This is a genomic window from Cryptosporangium minutisporangium, assembly GCF_039536245.1.
Classification (GTDB): domain Bacteria; phylum Actinomycetota; class Actinomycetes; order Mycobacteriales; family Cryptosporangiaceae; genus Cryptosporangium; species Cryptosporangium minutisporangium.
Genome location: NZ_BAAAYN010000029.1, coordinates 137,620 through 154,252, shown reverse-complemented (window position 1 = coordinate 154,252; position 16,633 = coordinate 137,620). Strand labels below are relative to the sequence as shown.

Genomic DNA, 16,633 nt, shown 5'->3' with positions numbered 1-16,633 from the left:
CCGTAGTAGGAGTCGACGCAGTCATCGAAATTCCGTTCGCAGGCCGTCGAGCTTGTCGGGGTTGACCTGGAGTCGCAGGTTGCGGATGCGGCCGTCGACCAGGTCGTAGGTGAGTACGCCCACCGGGTAGTCGCCGACGGACAGGAGGACGCCCGTCTCGGCGTTGATGGTGGCGGGCCGCAGCGCGACGCCGGCCGACTGGGGCTTCGCCAGGACGCCGAGCCACCAGCGGGCGACGTGGTCCGGCCCGTGCACGGGGCGGCGGGCGGCGGTGACCTTGCCGCCGCCGTCCGACCAGGCGGTGACGTCCGGGGCGAGCAGTTCCATGACCGCGTTCAGGTCACCACCGCCGCACGCGGCGATGAACTGAGCGGTGACCTGCTCGCGCTGACGCTCGTCGGTGTCGAAGCGGGGGCGCCGGGCCTGGACGTGCGCGCGGGCACGGTGGGCGATCTGGCGGATGGTCGGTTCGGGCCGGTCCAGGGTGCCGGCGATCTCGGCGTGCGAGTACCCGAAGACCTCACGGAGGACGAACACCGCGCGTTCGACGGGGCTGAGTGCCTCCAGCACCACCATCATCGCGGTGGACACGGCGTCGGCCATCTCGGTCTCCGTGGCAGCGTCGGGTGAGGTGAGCAGCGGCTCGGGGAGCCACGGCCCGACGTACGCCTCGCGCGTGGCCCGGGCGGAGGTGAGCCGGTTCAACGACAGGTTGGTGACCGTGCGGACGAGATACGCGCGGGGGTCTCGGACCGCGGCGTGATCCACCGCGCTCCAGGCCAGCCAGGCGTCCTGGAGTACGTCCTCGGCATCGGCGACGCTGCCCAGCATGCGGTAGGCGGTGGCGAACAGCAGTCGCCGATGCGCGAGGTACGGATCCGGAATCGGGTCGATCATCTGATCACGCTTTCAGGCGGCCGGCTGCCGGGTGACGCGGCCGCCCTTGGACAGCGTGGCGGAGACGTTCATCCGCTTGCTGAGCCGGTGCATCTTCGGCGGGCTGCTGCTGACCAGTTCTTTGTAGATCACCGCGGCGCGGCCCTTGAGGTAGGCCCGGCGGGGCGTGTCGTCGGCGCGGGTGAACTGGATGACGGCGTCCCTGCGGCCCAGGCTGACCGGCTGGTGGAAGTAGCCGAACCGGAACGGCGGAACCGGCTTGCCCCGCAGCAGCCGGGCGATCGTGTCGGCGGTGTACTGGGCGGTGGGCATCCCGCTCTGGCAGGTGCCGTGGATCTGCCCCCACGCCAGCCGAATCGCGGCCGCGTCACCGATCGCGTGGATGTTCGGGTGCGACACCGACCGCAGGGTCGCGTCGACGACGATCAAGCCGCGTTCGTCGACGGCGATCCCGGCGTCCGCGGCGAGCGGCGACACCCGCACCCCGGTCGTCCACAGGCACAGGTCCGAGGCGACGAGTTCCCCACCGGCCAGCTCCACCGCATCGGGCAGGACCTTGGTGACCGGCTTCCCTGCCTTCACCGTGACGCCGAGTCGGGCCATCGTCCGGTACAGGTAGGCACGCGCCTTCGGCCCCATCATGCCGCCGGGTTCGTCCAGGCTGAGCAGCGTGACCGCCAGACCGGGGTGGTTCTCGGCGATCTCGGTGGCCGCCTCGACGCCGGTCAACCCGCCGCCGCAGACCGTGACGGCGCCGCCGGCCGCCGCGACCTCCCGCAGCCGGGCCGCGAACCGGGCGGCGAGCTGCGGGCCGTTGAGCGTGAACGCGTGCGCCTCCGCACCGGGGACCCGGCTGGTATCAGTCGAGCTGCCCAGCGCGTAGACCAGCGTGTCGTAACCCAGCGGCGGGGCGCCCTCGACCGTGACCGTGTTCGTGTCCGGGTCGATGCCGGTGACCGTGCCCTGCACGAACGTGACGCCGCTGCCGGCCAGCACGTCCGGGATCCGGATGTCGGCCAGTTCCTGCCCGGCGGCGACCTGGTGCATCCGTAGCCGCTCGGTGAAGCGCGCCGACGCGTTCACCACCGTGATCCGCACCCCGGTGCGCCGGGTCCGGTGCGCCAGCCGCACCGCCGCCAGCATCCCGGCGTACCCCGCACCCACCACGACGACCCGGTGCTCGTTCTTCCTCATTGGGCACTCCTCCCTCGGGCCACGGCACCAGGTCTTGGTGCCGGTGACGCCTATGGGACAAGCGACCAGGCCCGGGCGTGACACCTGCGGACATGACCCAGGTCACACCTCGGGCCGAACACTCACCCGCCGCGCGACTCGACCAGGGTGCGGCGGTTGATCTTCGTCGCGGCGCTGCGCGGCATCGCGTCCACCAGCTCGACGGTCTTCGGGACCTTGTACGGCGCCAGGCGGCTCTTCGCGTACGCGATGACCTCCGCCGTGGTCGGCGGATCGGCCGGATCCGTCGGTTCGACGACCGCGTGCACCCGGCGGCCCCACTCCGGGTCGCGCAGCCCGATGACGACGACGTCGGCGATCTTCGGATGGTCGATCAGCGCGACCTCCACCTCCGCCGGGAAGACGTTCGCGCCGCCGGTCACGATCAGGTCCGCGCGCCGGTCGACGAGGTAGAGGTACCCGTCGGCGTCGAGGTACCCGGCGTCCCCCGCGGTCTGGAACCCGTCGGCGGTCCCGCGCAGCCGGGCGGCCTGGCCGAGGTACTCGTATCCCCCGGAGGACGGCGATCGGAGGTAGATCTCCCCGATCTCGCCGACCGGCACGTCCCGCCCGTCGTCGTCCAAGATTCGGATTTCGGTCTCCCGGAACCCGCGGCCGACGCTGCCCTGGTGGGTCAGCCACTCGTCGCCGCGCAGCGTCGTCAGGCCGAGCCCCTCGGTCATGCCGTACGCCATCACGATCCGCTCGTAGCCGATCAGCTCGCCCCAGCGGTGGACCAGCGACGGCGGCATCGGCGCCGCGCCCTGCAGGATCCACTGCAGAGCCGACAGGTCGCGCTGCCCGATGTCCGGGAGGTCGGCGATCCGCTGGAGCATCGTCGGTGTCGCGGTGAACGTCGAGATGCGGTGACGCTCGATGACGTCGACGACCCGCGCGGCGTCGAATTTCTCCATCACCACCAGCCGGTCGCCGCCGAGCAGGCTGAACAGCGTCGAGAAGCCGTTCGCGTGGTACATCGGCGCGAGCACCAGGATCGTCTGCGGCAACGGCACCGGGTTCCAGGTCGCGATGAACGGCACCGCGGAGGCCGGGTCGTAGGTCGCTGGGCGACGGCTCAGGATCACCTTCGGCGTCCCGGTGGACCCGCTGCTGCAGATGCCGTTCACCATCGGCGACACCACGTCGTCGGAGAGCTCGGGCAGCGGCTCGGAGGCGGTCGCGTCGACCCACCCGACGTCGCCAGGGCCGAGGTGCACCGGCGCGGCGATCGTCTCCCGCACCCGGGTCAGCTCCCACTCCGGCAGGTCCCAGCGCATCGGTACCGGCGTGGCACCGAGCTTCCACGCCGCCAGCGCGGCGAGCGTGAACTGCGGCGAGTTGCGGAAGCCGAGGCCGAGCCGGTCGCCGACGCCGAGGCCACGGGCGGCCAGCGCGCCCGCGAGCCGGCTCGCGCGCGCGTCCAGCTCGGGCCAGGTGAACGCGGTCTCGGAGCCGTCGAGTCCGATGTGGCGCACGACCACGTCGTCCGGGCACTCCTGGGCGAGTTGCCGGATCCGACGGGCGAAGCCGACCACCGTGTCCATCCGCTGCCTCCGTCGACGTCGGCGTACGCGTCCCGGTAATTCTTACCGGAAGGACGACAGTAGGTCAGCGGAATTCGTAGGCCCCGAGGTCCGGTGCGACTCCGGCCGGGCGCGCGGCGCCGGTGATGTCGGTGGCGGGCGCGGTCTTCCGCGACCCCGCGTCGATCGCTGCCGACCCGCGCCGCAGCCGGACGTCACCGCGGGTCAGGTCGACGAACTTCGGGTCGGCCGTGAGATTGCTCTCCAGAACGAAACCCGGGACGCGGGGCAGCGGGTTGCCGTAAGCGATGTTGCCGCGGGCCGCCGAGTCGCTGGCCGCGCCGCCGATCGCCCGGATCGCCGCCCGCCCGTTGCGGTAGATCGTGTTGTGGAACACCTGGACGTCCGCGTAGTGGCCGATCCAGAAGTCGACGCCGCCGCCGGGGTTGCCGTAGATGACGTTGTTGTAGATGTCGACGCCGCGGGCGGTGCCGCCGGACTCGACCGCGAGCCCGATACCGGCCTTGGTGGGCCCGCGGGCGCCGTAGATCCGATTGCTGTGGATCCGGACGTCGCTCGCCCCGTCGACGTAGACGTTCGGCCCGTTGTTGCCGTACACGTCGTTGTGGTGGATCGCCCCGCCCCGGGTGCCGTTCTTGACGTCGATGCCCTCCTCGTCGTTCGCGTAGACCCGGTTGTACGCGATCGTGAAGTCCCGGACGTTGAAGAGCGTGATGCCCTCGTTCGCGGCGGCGCCGATGTTCCCGGTTCGGGCGGCGGCGTTGTTGTGGTGGACGCGGTTGCAGGTGAGCACCACGTCGGAGCCGTCCCCGATCAGGATGCCGCCGTCGGCGGCGTACGACACCTCGCTGTTCTCGACGACGACGTGGCTCGCGAAGCCCGCGTAGATGCCGTGCCGGCGGGAGTTGGTGACGGTGAGGCCGGAGAGCCGGACGTACTGCCGCCCGTCGAGCGTGATCAGGCCACGCGCCGAGCCGGACGTCGCGGGGAGCGCACCCCGGCCGTCGAGCGTGACCCGCTCCCCGGCTCGGGCGCGCACGGTGAGCGGGGCGCCGGGGCGGCCGCTCCGCCGGATCGTCACGACCTCGCGGTAGGTGCCGCCGGCTATCTCGATCGTGTCGCCGGCGGTGGCTGCGTCGACCGCGGCCTGGATCGTCCGGAACCGCCCGCGGGGGCCGACGGTCAGCGGCGCCCGGACCGGAGACGCAGCAACCCGCTGCCCGGTCGGGCAGGGCGGCCCGTCGGCGCGGCTCGGTGCCGGGGAGCGCCCGCTGCCGGGCTCGGGCAGCACCGGCGGCCCCTCCGCCATCAGCGGATTCTCCGCCGGACCGGGCGCCGGCCGGGACCGTGGGGCGGGTCCGTCGGGCAGCGTGGCGACCAGGCCGGACACGAGCAACACGGCCAGCACGGCGGCAGGCGCCTGACGTCCGGCGCGGGCACGCCGCCAGGGCGACGGACGGCGGTGGCGGGCCGTCACCGCGGCGCCCGCCAGGTCCCCAGCACCGTGTCGACGTGGGCCAGCAACTCGTCGCGTAGCGCACCGCGCGGCTCGACCGCCCACAGCACCTGGGTGCCGTGCACGAGGGCGGCCAGCAGGCGTGCGGCCTCGGCGGGCGGCGGCGCGCCGGGCAGGTCGGCCTTCGCGATCAGGTCCTCCAGCGCGAGCCGGTAGGCGTTCCACATCGCGGCGATCTCGGCGCGGAGTTCGGGGTCCGCCAGCTCGGACCCGAGCTGGGCCAGGTGGTTCATCGCCGTGCCCGGGTCGTCGATCCCCTCGATGCCGCTGACGGTGGCCGCCCGGACCGCGTCGGTGGGGTCGGCGGCCGCCTCCGCGGCCGCGGCCACCTCGGCGAGCATCCCCGCCGCCGCCGTCGACGCCATCCAGCGCAGCAGGTCGCGCTTGGAGCCGATGCGGGCTGCCGCGGTGCCGGTGGCGACGACTGCCTCGGCGGCGACGTGGGCGAGCGTGAACTGTGGCCCGTACCGGCCGATCGCACGCGCCGTGGCTTGCAGCAGCTCGTCGTCGGAAACCTTGCGGGGCCGGGCCACCCAATTATCGAACCACAGACCGGAAACCTTGCCGGTCCGCCACGAACGACGTAGTTTCCGAATGGTGATACGGAAACTCGGAGGCAAGCGGACCGGCGCGCTCGTGGCGCTGTGTCTGGCCCAATTACTGCTGATCGTGGACGTCGTCGTCGTCACCGTGGCACTGCCGACGATCCAGGCCGACCTGGCTGTGCCGACCGGCTACCTGCCGCTCACGTCGGTCGCTTACACGGTCCCGTTCGGAGCGCTGCTGATCGTCGCCGGACGCGTCGGCGACCTCGTCGGCCACCGGCGGGTGATCGTCGTCGGGCTCGCCCTGTTCGTCGCCGCGTCGCTGCTTTGCGGGGTGTCCGCCGAACCGTGGCAGCTGTTCGCCGCCCGGGCGCTGCAGGGCGTCGGCGCCGCGCTGGTCTCCCCCAACGCGCTCACCGCGCTCCTCCGCGTGTTCGACGACGAGAAAGGACGCGGCCGGGCACTCGGCCTCTGGGCGTCGGTGGCGTCGGCCGGCGCGATCGCCGGGCAGTTGCTCGGCGGCGTGCTCACCGACCTCGCCGGCTGGCGCTCGATCTTCCTGATCAACGTTCCGCTCGGGATCGTCGCGCTGCTCGTGCTGCGCAAAGCGCTGCCGGCCCTGCCCGGCTCCGGCGCCGAACGCCCCGCGGTGCCGAACGCGCTGCTGCTGGTCACCGTCGTCGGCGGTGGCAGCCTGGTGCTCGCGCGCGCCAACGGCGGGTGGACCGGCGGGCTCACCGCGGCGGTCGTCGTCCTGGTCCTGCTCGCCGCCGCGCTCGGGATGGCCGAAGTCCGCAGCCGGCGGCCGCTGCTGGAGCCGGGTGTGCTGCGCCAGCGGGGCGTCGTGGTCGGCAACACCGTGCTCGCGCTCAACGTCGCCACGGTCACCACCGCCCTCTACGTGACCTCGCTGGTACTGCAGAACGAGCTGGGGTTCAGCGCGCTGCAGACCGGGCTGGCGTTCGCCCCGATCACCGCGATCGTGTTGCTGGTGAGCCCCAAGGCCGGTGCCGCGGTGGCGACGGTCGGGGCCCGGCCGCTGCTGATCGGCGCCGGCGTCACGACGACCGCCGGGGTCGCGCTGCTGACCGCGTTCGCCGAGCACGGCTACCTCGCCGGTGTGCTGCCTGGCCTCGCGCTCGTGGCGCTCGGCAGCGGACTCGGGTACGCGCCGATGTTCGCGCTGGCCACCAGCGTCGACGACCGGCTCCAAGGGGCCGCGTCCGGGCTGGTCACCACCGTGCAGGAGCTCGGGGCCGCGATCGGGCTCGCGGCGCTCACCACGGCTGGTCTGGCGCTCGCCACCTCCGGCGACGCGGGCTCGGCCACCTACCTCGTCGCCACGATCGCGTCCCTCCTCGCCACGCTCGTCGCGTTCGCGGCCCGGCCGACCCGGGCCGCCGAGACGGTCTCGCCGCCAGAACGTGAACCGGCGACATAAGGTTCGGCACGTGAGCACGACAGGGATGACGTCCGGATGGCGCGGCTGGCTGAGCGGCGCCGTGGCCCGCCTCCGGAACGAACCGGGCACCACCGACCTGACCCGGCTCCAGCCGTTGGTCACCGCCGCGACCGCGCGCCGCGACGAGATCGCCGCACTCGACGACGACGAGCTGCGCGCCGCCGCGACCGAGCTACGTACCGGCACGGAGCTCGACGACGCGGCGCTGGCGGAGTTCTGCGCGGTCGCCCGGGAGGTCGGCCGCCGGGTCTGGGACCTGGACGCGTTCGACACCCAGCTGCTCGCGGTCGTGAACATGCTGCGCGGCCGGGTCGTCGACATGGCCACCGGCGAGGGCAAGACCCTCGTCGGTGTCCTGGTCGCCGCCGCGTTCGGATGCGGCGGGCGCCGGGTCCACCTCCTGTCGGTCAACGACTACCTCGCCCGCCGGGACGCCCGCTGGTCGCAGGAGTTCTTCGACTGGTTCGGGCTGACCGTCAGCGACGTGACGTCCGAGCTCACCGACGACGAGCGCCGCATCGCCTACCAGGCCGACGTGGTCTACGCGCCGGTGCACGAGGTCGGCTTCGACCTGCTGCGCGACCGCCAGCGCACCGCGCCCGCCGAGCGGGTGCTGAGCGAGCAGGGACTGGGCGCCAGGGACGTCGCGATCATCGACGAGATCGACGCGGTCCTCCTCGACGAAGCCCTGGTTCCGCTGGTGCTGGCCGGCGACGCCGGCACGATCGACGTCTCCCGGGAGCTCGCCCGCCACGTGCGCCGTCTGCGCCCCGACCGCCACTACGAGGTGGACGATGACCGGCGCAACGCCACGTTCACCGACGCCGGGCTGGCCAGCGTCGAGGACCACCTCGGGGTGGACAACCTGTTCCGGCCCGAACACGTCGCCCTGCTCACCACGGCGAACCTCGCGCTCCACGCCGAGGTACTCGTCGAGCGCGACGTCGACTACCTGGTGCGCGACGGCCGCGTCGAGATCATCAGCACCTCGCGCGGCCGCACCGTCGACCGCCAGCGCTGGCCGGACGGGCTGCAGACCGCGGTCGAGGTGAAAGAGGACCTGGACATCTCGCCGGCCGGCGAGGTCCGCGACCAGATACTGATCCGGGCGCTGGTCACCGGCTACCCCACCGTCACCGGGATGAGCGGCAGCGCCCGCGAGGCCGCCGCCCAGATGGCCGAGTTCTACGACCTGCAGATCGGCGTCGTCCCCCCGGCGACGCCCTGCGTCCGCGTCGACGAACCCGACCGGCTCTACGCCGACGCCGCCTACCGGGACGACGCCCTGCTCGGATTCCTCGCCGAGGTGCACGGCACCGGCCAGCCGCTGCTGATCGGCACGCGGGACGTCGCCACCTCCGAGGCGTGGAGCGCCCGGCTGGAGGCCGCCGGGATCGACCACGTCGTCCTCAACGCCCGCAACGACCACGCCGAGGCCCAGATCATCGCCGACGCCGGCCGCCGCGGCGCGGTGACGCTCTCCACCCAGATGGCCGGGCGCGGCGTCGACATCCGCCTCGGCGGCACCCAGGCCGACACCCGCCCGGAGCTCGCCGACGAGGTCCGGGAGCTCGGCGGGCTGTGCGTCGTCGGCATCGAGCGGTACGACTCGGCGCGCCTCGACCGTCAGCTCCGCGGCCGCTCCGGACGGCAGGGCGACCCCGGCCGGTCGGTGTTCTTCACCAGCTTGGAGGACGAGGTCGTCACCGAGCACGCGCCCGGCGGGCCGGCGGTCCGCACGCTCGACGCCGACGGCCTGGTCCTCGACCGGGCGGTGCTCCGGAACGTCGAGCACGCCCAGCGCGTCGCGGCCGGGAAGCTCGACCAGATCCATCGCAAGACCGTCCGGTACAACGAGATCGTCGAGAACCAACGCACGGCGACCCTGCAGTGGCGGGACGACATCCTCGAGGCCACCACGCTCGACGACCTGGCCGAGTGGCTCACCCCCGAGGCCCGCGAGCGCCTCGACGAGTACGAGACCGAACACGGTGCCGCGCACGCGGTCGCGGCTCCCGTGCTGCTGTTCCACCTCGACCAGGCCTGGGCCGAACACCTCGCCACGCTCGCGGGTCTCCGCGAGGGAATCCACCTACGTATCCTGGGCCGGGAAACCCCGCTGGACCAGTTCAACGCGGTCTCCGTCAAGGCGTTCGGATCGCTACGGGTGCACATCCGCGAGGCGGCCGCGGAGACGCTGACGACGGCGAAGCTCACCACGGAGGGCGTCGACCTCGCGGACGCCGGGCTGCGGCGGCCGACGTCGACCTGGACCTACCTGATCGCCGACACGCCGTTCCAGGACGCGGAGGACGGCTTCTTCGCCGCGCTCGTCCGCCGCTGACTGCGGGGTCATCGGGCGGCCTGCTTACTGGAACGACCAGCCGCTCCAGCGGGTGACCTGCACGTCGATCACCGGACCGTCCGGGCGCTGCGCCTGGTACTGCGGGTACTTGGCGACGAGTCGGTCGATCGGTTCGCGTCCGGCCGCGCCGGTGAAGATCCGGGCGACGCCGTCCGCGCGGACCCACCACAGCTGCGCCCAATCGTCGTCGTACCGGTCGGCGAGCACACAGACCCGGGGGTTCACCGCCACGTTCTCCAGCCGCTTCAGGCGCTGGTGCCGCTTGGGTTTGGCGTCGACCGCGATCACGATCGAGTCGGCGTGCACCGCGAACGTCGCCGGGACGAGATGGGGCACCCCGTCGGCGTCCGCCGTGGCCAGCCGGACCACCCGCGCGTCGGTCAGCCGACGGCGGGCCTCGCTTTCGGAGAGTTGCATGTCTGGGCTTGTTATTTTCTGACGCTCAGCGCGGCCCGGCGTACCGGCTCCGACCACGCGTCCGGGTCGTCCCAGAAGAACGAGTGGGCGCCCGGAACCTCGACGTACTCGCCGCCCGGGGTCAGTGCGGCGAGCCGACGGCACCAGCCGGGCGAGCAGAGCCGGTCGTCGCTGCCGCGGAGCACCAGCGCCGGGACGTCGAGCCGGGCCAGCGGGTTCTCGATCCGGTAGCGCAGGTGCACGCGGATGAGGTGGGCGAGCCGCCGCGGGCCGGCCCGCCACCACTCGGGGGCCTGCCAGGAGAGCAGGCCGGACGTCTCCTGCCTGCCGTCCCGCAGCCACCGCGCGCCGAGGCGCAGCACGCTGCGGGCACCCGGTTCGACGATCGGGCTTACCAGCAGCGCGTACGCCACGTCGGTGCGTCCGACGGCAGCCGCTGCGGCGACCTGCGTTCCGCTGGAGTGTCCGCCGAGGACGACGGTGCCGAGCTGCTGCGCGTCGAGCCACTCGGCGACGGCGCGGCCGAACCCGGGCACCGGGAGCCTCCCTCCCCTGCCCTCGTAGCCGGGCAGTTCGAGCAGGTGGGCGCGGGTCCAGCTGGTGAAGCCCGCGAGCCCGGGCAGGAGGTAGTCGGCGACCGAGAGGCCCTGCACCAGTACGACGTGCGGGGTGCCCGGCCGCGGGGCGCCGAGCGAGCGGCAGCGCAGCCGTCCCCACGGCCCGTCGTGGACGGTCGTCACCACACCCGAGGGATAGTCCGGCATGAGCGGTTAATACCCCGACGACCGGTCCGCTAGGCCGGCCGAATCGCTGGGCCGGTCGGTTTCCCTAGGCCAATCGGTCCGCTCGGCCGGTCGGTCTGCCGCGCCGCGAACCGCGAGCAGGCGATCGGCGAGGGCGGACAGCTCCAGTTCGGGGTTGGCCGCGGAGAGCTGGTCGAGCACCGGTACCCCGCCGGCGCCGGTGTGGGCGCCGACCACCGCGCCGGTCATCGCCGCCACCGTGTCGCAGTCGCCGCCCAGGCTCGCGGCGTGGCGGCAGGCGTCCCACAGGTCGTCGGGGAAGAGCGCGGCGACGGCCAGCGCCGCCGGGACCGCCTCCTGGGTGGCGAGGCCGGTGCCGACCAGCCGGTGGACGACCTCCAGCGCGTCCGCCGGTGACCGCCCGGCGACCAGCTCCAACGCCCAGGCGATCCGGGCCGCGACGTCCGCACCCGCGACGTAGGAGCCGCGGTCCGCACCGAGCCGGGCGGCGTCGATCGCCCGCCGCAGCGACTCGGTCAGCGGATGCCCATCGATCCCCGCGCTGACCCCCGCCGCGACCGCCGCGGCGCCCGCGATCGCGACGCCGGTGTGGTGGGTGACCCGCCCGGCCTGCTCGACGGCATCCACCAGGCGGGACAGCGGCTCGACCGGCACACCGACGCCGATCGGCGCGATCCGCATCGCGGCGCCGTTCGTGTCACCCCAGCGCCCGGTCTCGTCCGGGGACACGCCCTCGCCGATCAGCGTCAGGGCCCGGCGGGTCGACGGGCCGAGCAGATCCGCCGAGCCGCTCGCCCGCATCCGCTCTTCCCACCGCAGCAGGCGGTCGGCGAACGCCAGCGGATCGACCTGGCCGCGGCCCGCGACGAAGAGTTCGCCGAGGATCACCGCCTGGTCGGTGTCGTCGGTGACCCGCCCGGCGGGCAGGCCGCGGCTGATCGGGTTGTCGTCCGGCCCGGGGTGCAGGTCGGCGAGCACCTCGCCGTAGCGGTCGCGGACGACGTCCCGGGGCAGGTTCTGGGTCGGCATCCCGAGCGCGTCGCCCAGCGCCAGGCCCACGAGTGCCCCGACCGCTCGGTCGCGTGGCGTCACACCCATGCCCCGAGCATGCCCCACGCCGACTCGGGCAAGCGTGCCGTGGCGTACGCGTCGGTGCCGGGCCTGCCTGGTGGCGGGCCCGGTGCGCGAGGGGTGCTGCGGTCAGAAGGGTGGTGCGTCCTCGTCGGCCGGGGCGCGCCCACCCACCAAGGCCGGCTCCGGACGGAGCGGCTCGGTCCAGGCGTCCGGAATCACGGCGGTTTCCGGCTCGCCCTGATCCGGAGGCGCCACGGTGTAGGTGTGGCCGGCCGGGCTCGTCCAGGTGCAGGCGCCGGTGTCGGGGTGGTGGACGAGGTCCCAGCCGGCTTCGTCCTGCGCGCGGTGATGGCGTCGGCAGAGCGGCACGAGATTGGTCGCGCTGGTGGGGCCACCGTCGATGTGGCGGACGTTGTGGTCCAGATCGCATCGGTAGGACGGCTGGGAGCAGCCAGGGAACATGCAGGTGGGGTAGGCAGCCCGGACGAGAGCGGCGAGCCGCGCGGTGGGCCGGTAGGTCGTGTGGCCGAGGTCGGTGACCACGCCGCCGGGATCGGTGATCCATTTCTCCCAGCGGCTGTCGGCGGCCAGTTCCCGCACGACCGAGGCGGGGACGGGGCCGTAGCCGGGGAGGTCTCCGGGCAGGTCGGTGGCGCCCAGCACCGTGGAGAGGGGCGCGGTCAGAGCGATCCGCGGCGGCGTGGCGCGTCGGCCGGCCAGCACCGTGCGGACCAGCGTTGCGGTCTGCTCGTCCGACATCCCACCGGCGGCGCCGGCCGCGCCCGGGGTCTGGCTCGCGGCGCCGGCCGCGTCCGGGGCCCGGCCGGTCGCGCGGGTTGCGGTGTGGGCGCCGATGTCGATCAGAGCGACGAGCGCGTCGGCGCGGCGCTGGTCGAGGGTGCGATCGTCACCGCCGCACCGGACGCGGCCGGAGAACTGGTCGATCGCGGCGCGAGCCCGCGCAGCCTGATCGGCGGGCAAGATCGCGTGGAGCTCAGCCATGCCGTCGGGCAACGGCGTGAAGTCCACGCGCCGTCCCTTGCGGGCCTTCCGGTGTCGTTCGTCCGCGCCTCCCGGATCCGCTTTGGCGACCTCTCTGCGGGCCTTCCGCGCCAGCTGCCCCGGGGTCTTCGAGCCCGCTGTGTCCAACAGAGCAGCCTCCACCGTGGCGGCCGCCTCGTCGTCCAACGGCTCCAAGGCGTGCACGAGTTCGACCGCGTGCCGGTAGGTGATCCGGCCCTGCTCCAGCGCACGGCGGGTCAGGAAACACCGACCGTTCAGGGCGCGCGCGACCTCGATTCGGTCCGCCGCGGCGAAGTTCGACCAGCGCAGACCCGCAGCAACCTCTTCGCGGCCCCAGTCCTCCTCGTCCGGCCCGATCCGGGATCCGGCGATCTGCAGCACCGCCTCGTCGAGCCGCAGATCGACCCAGCCCTGGAGCTTCTGCCACAACCGCGCGACCAGCACCTGGTCAGTGGAGTCGGGCAGGACCTCCCGCACCCCCGCGTCATCGGCCGTCCGCCGCGCCACCGGTCCCAACGCGACCAGCCCCGCGAACAGCTCCGGCCCCGGCGGCAACGCCTCCAGCCGCGCCAACCCCCCGCGATCGCTCATACCAACGACGATCGCACACAGGTACGACAAAATCGTCAGAGCTGCGCCTGGAGCGCGGCGATGATCCGGGCAAGGTCGGCTTCCGCGGCGACCGCATCCCGGTGGGCGAGGTAGATCAGCGTCAGCCCTTCGGCGGCCACCAGGGTGAGCCGCGCGAGGTCCGCGACCGGGACGCGCGGCGGCGCCGGGTCGTGCCCCACCGCCTCGGAGAACCAGCCGACCAGTAGGTCACCCGCGGCGGCGAGTGCGGCAGTGGCGGTCCCACCCGCTCGGAGTCCGCCGGCGAGGATCTCGATCGACGCCAGCGCGAGATCCTCGTGGTCCCGGACCCAGCCCCAGTATCCGCGCAGGCAGTCGGCGACGGCGTCCCGCAACCCACGCTCGGGACGGACGCTCTCGCGCAGTGCCGTGGCGAACGACGTCATCACTGCGTCGACAGTGGCCTGGAGCAGCTCGTCCTTGTTCCGGAACGCATAGTGGACGGTCGCCAGCGGAGCACCGGCCCGCTCCGCCACGCGTCTCGTCGTGACCGCTGCCGGGCCGTCCTCGGCGAGCACCGCGAGCGCCGCCGCGACCAGTTGCTGCCGCCGATCGTCGCTGCTGACCCGTGCCATCGCCGTCCGTTCCCTGTTGTCCGCCGTCTGCACCGAGGTTACTCTGTCAGATGAATTGGTCATTCGACCAAGTCATCTGACCGAGTGGGAGGCGACGTGTGCCCGGTCGAGTTCACCCGAGCCTCCCGGCGGCGGCAGACCCTCTACGCCGCGTTCCTGGTCGCCGGGCTGGTGCTCCCCTACCGGCACGCGGTGCCGTGGCTGGCCGACCACGGACCGGACGTCCCCCGGTTCGCCCTGGAGCTGTTCGCCACGCCGATCAGCAGCTTCTTCGCCCTCGACGTCCTGGTGACCGCCGCGCTGCTGCTGACCGTCGCCGCCGTGGACGAGCGGCTCCGGAGGCGCGACCGCGCGCTGGTCGCCGCGGGCTCCCTGGCCGGCGCCTCCGTAGGCCTGCCCCTGTACCTCCTGCTCCGAGAACGAGCCCACCGCACACCGACGGGTGCTGTTTCGGGAAGGCCACCTCTCGCGCGTCGCTGAGGGTGGCCTTCCCGACAAGTCACCGGCGGAGGGCCGCCCGCAGCGACAGGCGGGACCCGGTGTGCAGCACCCCGCGCTCGTACACCGCACCGGCGAGCCGGACCGTCACCGCCAGCGCGATCAGCGTCAGGACGATCGCGACCACGGTCTGCCAGACCGGGGCGACGCCGAGCGCGCCGCGGGCGGGCATGAGGATCGTGGTGAACGGCGGAATCATCGAGAGCACCTCGACGATCTCGCTGCGCGGATCCCGGATCAGCAGGTTCAGCCCGACCACGAAGACGATCGCCAGCAGCATGATCAGCGGCGAGATGACGCTCTGCATGTCCTCGAACCGGGACACCAGCGCACCGGCCGCCGCGAACAGCGACGCGAACAGGAAGAACCCGAGCAGGTACCAGCCGAGCAGCGACACGAACGTCCCGACCCCGGCGGCCGGCAGCGTGAGCTGGCCCGCGACCGACGCCCCGATCAGGCCGACCCCGCCGAGAATCACCAGCTGGACCAGCCCCACCAGTCCGATGCCGAGGATCTTGCCCAGCAGCAGGTGCCAGGGGCGGACCGTGGCCAGCAGCAACTCCACCACCCGGCTGGTCTTCTCCTCGACGACGCCCTGCGCCACGCCGCTGCCGTAGGTGATCAGCGCGATGTAGAGCAGCGTCATCGCGACCCCGGCGAGGACCAGCCGCTCGCCCTCCAGCGGATCGGATTCGCTCAGTGCGTCGATTCGGATCTCGGCCGCGGCGACCGCCCGGACGACGGCGTCCGGGTCGGCCCCGGCGCGCTGCAGCTCGGTTTGGAGCGCGCGCTGCTGGAGGACGGCGGTGAGGATGCCACGGGCGGTGTCGTCGAGATCCTCGTCCACCACCGCGGTCGGGGCGGACGCCGAGCCGACGATCAGCGCGTCGAGGTCACCGTCCCGGACCTCCCGGCGACCGTCGTTCGCGTCGTCGACGATCCGGACCTCGAGGTCCTCGTCGAGACTCTCGGCGACGGCCTCGATCGCCGGGCGAAGCTGCGCGGCCGAGCCGGAGAGCCCGATCACCGGGCCGGACGAGCTGGCCAGCCAGGCGCTCAGCGCGAGGTACCCGGTGATCGCGGCCAGCAGGGCGAGCGTGCCGATCACGAACGACTTGGCCTTCAGCCGGGTCCGCAGCTCCCGGGCGGCGATCAGCCAGACGACGGACGCGGTGTTCAACTGGTGGCTCCCTCGTCGGTGACGACCGTGCGGAACAGCTCGGTGAGCGTCGGCCGGTTCGGGCGGAACTCCGTGACCGGGCCGGCGGCGAGCGCCGCGCGGAGGACGTCCTGGTCGTCGACGTCGTCGGCGAGTTCGAGCACGTGCCGGGTGCCCTCGCTGTGCACGACCCGGACGCCGGGCAGCGCCGGGTCCCACGGTCCGCGGACGTCGACGGTGAGCTGGCGCTCGGTGCTGCGCAGCGCGTCCACGGTGTCGCACGCGACCAGCCGGCCGGAGCGGATGATGCCGACCCGGTCGCAGAGCCGCTGCACCAGGTCGAGCTGGTGGCTGGAGAACAGCACCGGGACGCCCGCCGCGGCGCGCTCGGCGAGCACGCTGCTCATCACGTCGACCGCGACCGGGTCGAGGCCGGAGAACGGTTCGTCGAGGACGAGCAGTTCCGGGCCGTGCAGCAGCGCCGCGGCCAGCTGCACGCGCTGCTGGTTGCCCAGGCTCAGTGCCCCGACCTCGCTGCGCCGACGCTCGGTGAGCCCGAGCCGGTCGGTCCACTCGACGGTGGCCGCGCGGGCGTCGGCGCGGCTCATCCCGTGCAGGCGGGCGAGGTACTCCAGCTGGTCGGCGACGCTCATCTTCGGGTAGAGCCCGCGCTCCTCCGGCATGTAGCCGATGCGGCGGGCCATCTCGAGCGTGATCGGCTCGCCCCGCCACCGGACCGTCCCGGCGTCCGCCGACAGCACGCCGAGCGCGATCCGCATCGCGGTCGTCTTCCCGGCGCCGTTGCTGCCGACGAATCCGAAGATCTCGCCGGGGCGGACCTCGAACGAGAGGTCGTCGAGCGCGAGGACCTCGCCGTAGCGTTTCGTCGTGCCGTCGAACTGCAGCGTGCTGTCGGTCATCGCGCCCTTCC

The 16,633-nt window shown here is 73.1% G+C and carries 15 protein-coding genes; 3 read left to right on the top strand and 12 right to left on the bottom strand.

Going from position 1 to position 16,633, the window contains the following annotated elements; translation table 11 throughout:
• Positions 1-21: 21 nt before the first annotated feature.
• The 5 genes from ABEB28_RS23080 to ABEB28_RS23060 form a co-directional block, all read right to left on the bottom strand.
• Positions 22-897 carry an RNA polymerase sigma-70 factor gene (locus ABEB28_RS23080; protein WP_345730262.1) on the bottom strand — a complete coding sequence of 292 codons (876 nt, stop codon included), beginning with the start codon at positions 895-897 and terminating at the stop codon, positions 22-24.
• 12 nt (positions 898-909) lie between these two features.
• On the bottom strand, positions 910-2,091 hold the full coding sequence (locus tag ABEB28_RS23075; protein ID WP_345730261.1) for an NAD(P)/FAD-dependent oxidoreductase: 1,182 nt from the start codon (positions 2,089-2,091) through the stop codon (positions 910-912).
• Between the two features lie 122 nt (positions 2,092-2,213).
• A complete protein-coding gene (locus ABEB28_RS23070) occupies positions 2,214-3,674 on the bottom strand; it encodes a class I adenylate-forming enzyme family protein (protein WP_345730260.1) in 1,461 nt (486 codons plus the stop codon).
• Between the two features lie 64 nt (positions 3,675-3,738).
• Positions 3,739-5,151, bottom strand: coding sequence for a right-handed parallel beta-helix repeat-containing protein (locus ABEB28_RS23065; RefSeq protein WP_345730259.1), 1,413 nt, complete (start codon positions 5,149-5,151; stop codon positions 3,739-3,741).
• Positions 5,148-5,723 carry a TetR/AcrR family transcriptional regulator gene (locus ABEB28_RS23060; protein ID WP_345730258.1) on the bottom strand — a complete coding sequence of 192 codons (576 nt, stop codon included), beginning with the start codon at positions 5,721-5,723 and terminating at the stop codon, positions 5,148-5,150. Before ABEB28_RS23060 ends, ABEB28_RS23065 begins: the two co-directional genes overlap by 4 nt.
• Before the next feature lie 64 nt (positions 5,724-5,787).
• Between ABEB28_RS23060 and ABEB28_RS23055 the strand changes: the two genes are divergently transcribed.
• Positions 5,788-7,176, top strand: a complete 1,389-nt coding sequence (locus ABEB28_RS23055; protein WP_345730257.1) for an MFS transporter — start codon at positions 5,788-5,790, stop codon at positions 7,174-7,176.
• 10 nt (positions 7,177-7,186) lie between these two features.
• A complete protein-coding gene (gene secA2, locus ABEB28_RS23050; protein WP_345730256.1) occupies positions 7,187-9,541 on the top strand; it encodes an accessory Sec system translocase SecA2 in 2,355 nt (784 codons plus the stop codon).
• Between the two features lie 24 nt (positions 9,542-9,565).
• On the opposite strand, the gene ABEB28_RS23045 is transcribed toward secA2, so the two are convergent.
• The 5 genes from ABEB28_RS23045 to ABEB28_RS23025 form a co-directional block, all read right to left on the bottom strand.
• Positions 9,566-9,979 carry a TIGR03668 family PPOX class F420-dependent oxidoreductase gene (locus ABEB28_RS23045; protein WP_345730255.1) on the bottom strand — a complete coding sequence of 138 codons (414 nt, stop codon included), beginning with the start codon at positions 9,977-9,979 and terminating at the stop codon, positions 9,566-9,568.
• Positions 9,980-9,990: 11 nt separating this feature from the next.
• Positions 9,991-10,743 (bottom strand): alpha/beta fold hydrolase, encoded by a 753-nt coding sequence (locus ABEB28_RS23040; protein ID WP_345730254.1) that lies wholly within the window; start codon positions 10,741-10,743, stop codon positions 9,991-9,993.
• Between the two features lie 6 nt (positions 10,744-10,749).
• Complete coding sequence (locus tag ABEB28_RS23035; protein WP_345730253.1) at positions 10,750-11,841, bottom strand: ADP-ribosylglycohydrolase family protein; 1,092 nt, start codon at positions 11,839-11,841, stop codon at positions 10,750-10,752.
• 102 nt (positions 11,842-11,943) lie between these two features.
• The gene (locus ABEB28_RS23030; protein ID WP_345730252.1) at positions 11,944-13,431 is read right to left on the bottom strand and encodes an HNH endonuclease signature motif containing protein; all 1,488 of its coding nucleotides are present in this window, start codon (positions 13,429-13,431) and stop codon (positions 11,944-11,946) included.
• A gap of 35 nt (positions 13,432-13,466) precedes the next feature.
• Positions 13,467-14,078 carry a TetR/AcrR family transcriptional regulator gene (locus ABEB28_RS23025; protein ID WP_345730251.1) on the bottom strand — a complete coding sequence of 204 codons (612 nt, stop codon included), beginning with the start codon at positions 14,076-14,078 and terminating at the stop codon, positions 13,467-13,469.
• A gap of 63 nt (positions 14,079-14,141) precedes the next feature.
• Between ABEB28_RS23025 and ABEB28_RS23020 the strand changes: the two genes are divergently transcribed.
• A complete protein-coding gene (locus ABEB28_RS23020; RefSeq protein WP_345730250.1) occupies positions 14,142-14,525 on the top strand; it encodes a DUF2834 domain-containing protein in 384 nt (127 codons plus the stop codon).
• A gap of 19 nt (positions 14,526-14,544) precedes the next feature.
• On the opposite strand, the gene ABEB28_RS23015 is transcribed toward ABEB28_RS23020, so the two are convergent.
• Entirely contained in the window at positions 14,545-15,723 is a 1,179-nt protein-coding gene (locus ABEB28_RS23015) for an ABC transporter permease (RefSeq protein WP_345730249.1), read from the bottom strand.
• Positions 15,720-16,622, bottom strand: a complete 903-nt coding sequence (locus tag ABEB28_RS23010; protein WP_345730248.1) for an ABC transporter ATP-binding protein — start codon at positions 16,620-16,622, stop codon at positions 15,720-15,722. The genes ABEB28_RS23015 and ABEB28_RS23010 overlap by 4 nt, the downstream gene beginning before the upstream one ends.
• Positions 16,623-16,633: the final 11 nt, after the last annotated feature.

What these genes read in the sequence shown, in the direction of transcription:
- ABEB28_RS23080 (WP_345730262.1), bottom strand. Translation starts at nt 897, where the DNA reads ATGATCGACCCGATTCCGGATCCGTACCTCGCGCATCGGCGACTGCTG.
- ABEB28_RS23075 (WP_345730261.1), bottom strand. Translation starts at nt 2,091, where the DNA reads ATGAGGAAGAACGAGCACCGGGTCGTCGTGGTGGGTGCGGGGTACGCC.
- ABEB28_RS23070 (WP_345730260.1), bottom strand. Translation starts at nt 3,674, where the DNA reads ATGGACACGGTGGTCGGCTTCGCCCGTCGGATCCGGCAACTCGCCCAG.
- ABEB28_RS23045 (WP_345730255.1), bottom strand. Translation starts at nt 9,979, where the DNA reads ATGCAACTCTCCGAAAGCGAGGCCCGCCGTCGGCTGACCGACGCGCGG.
- ABEB28_RS23040 (WP_345730254.1), bottom strand. Translation starts at nt 10,743, where the DNA reads ATGCCGGACTATCCCTCGGGTGTGGTGACGACCGTCCACGACGGGCCG.
- ABEB28_RS23035 (WP_345730253.1), bottom strand. Translation starts at nt 11,841, where the DNA reads ATGGGTGTGACGCCACGCGACCGAGCGGTCGGGGCACTCGTGGGCCTG.
- ABEB28_RS23030 (WP_345730252.1), bottom strand. Translation starts at nt 13,431, where the DNA reads ATGAGCGATCGCGGGGGGTTGGCGCGGCTGGAGGCGTTGCCGCCGGGG.
- ABEB28_RS23010 (WP_345730248.1), bottom strand. Translation starts at nt 16,622, where the DNA reads ATGACCGACAGCACGCTGCAGTTCGACGGCACGACGAAACGCTACGGC.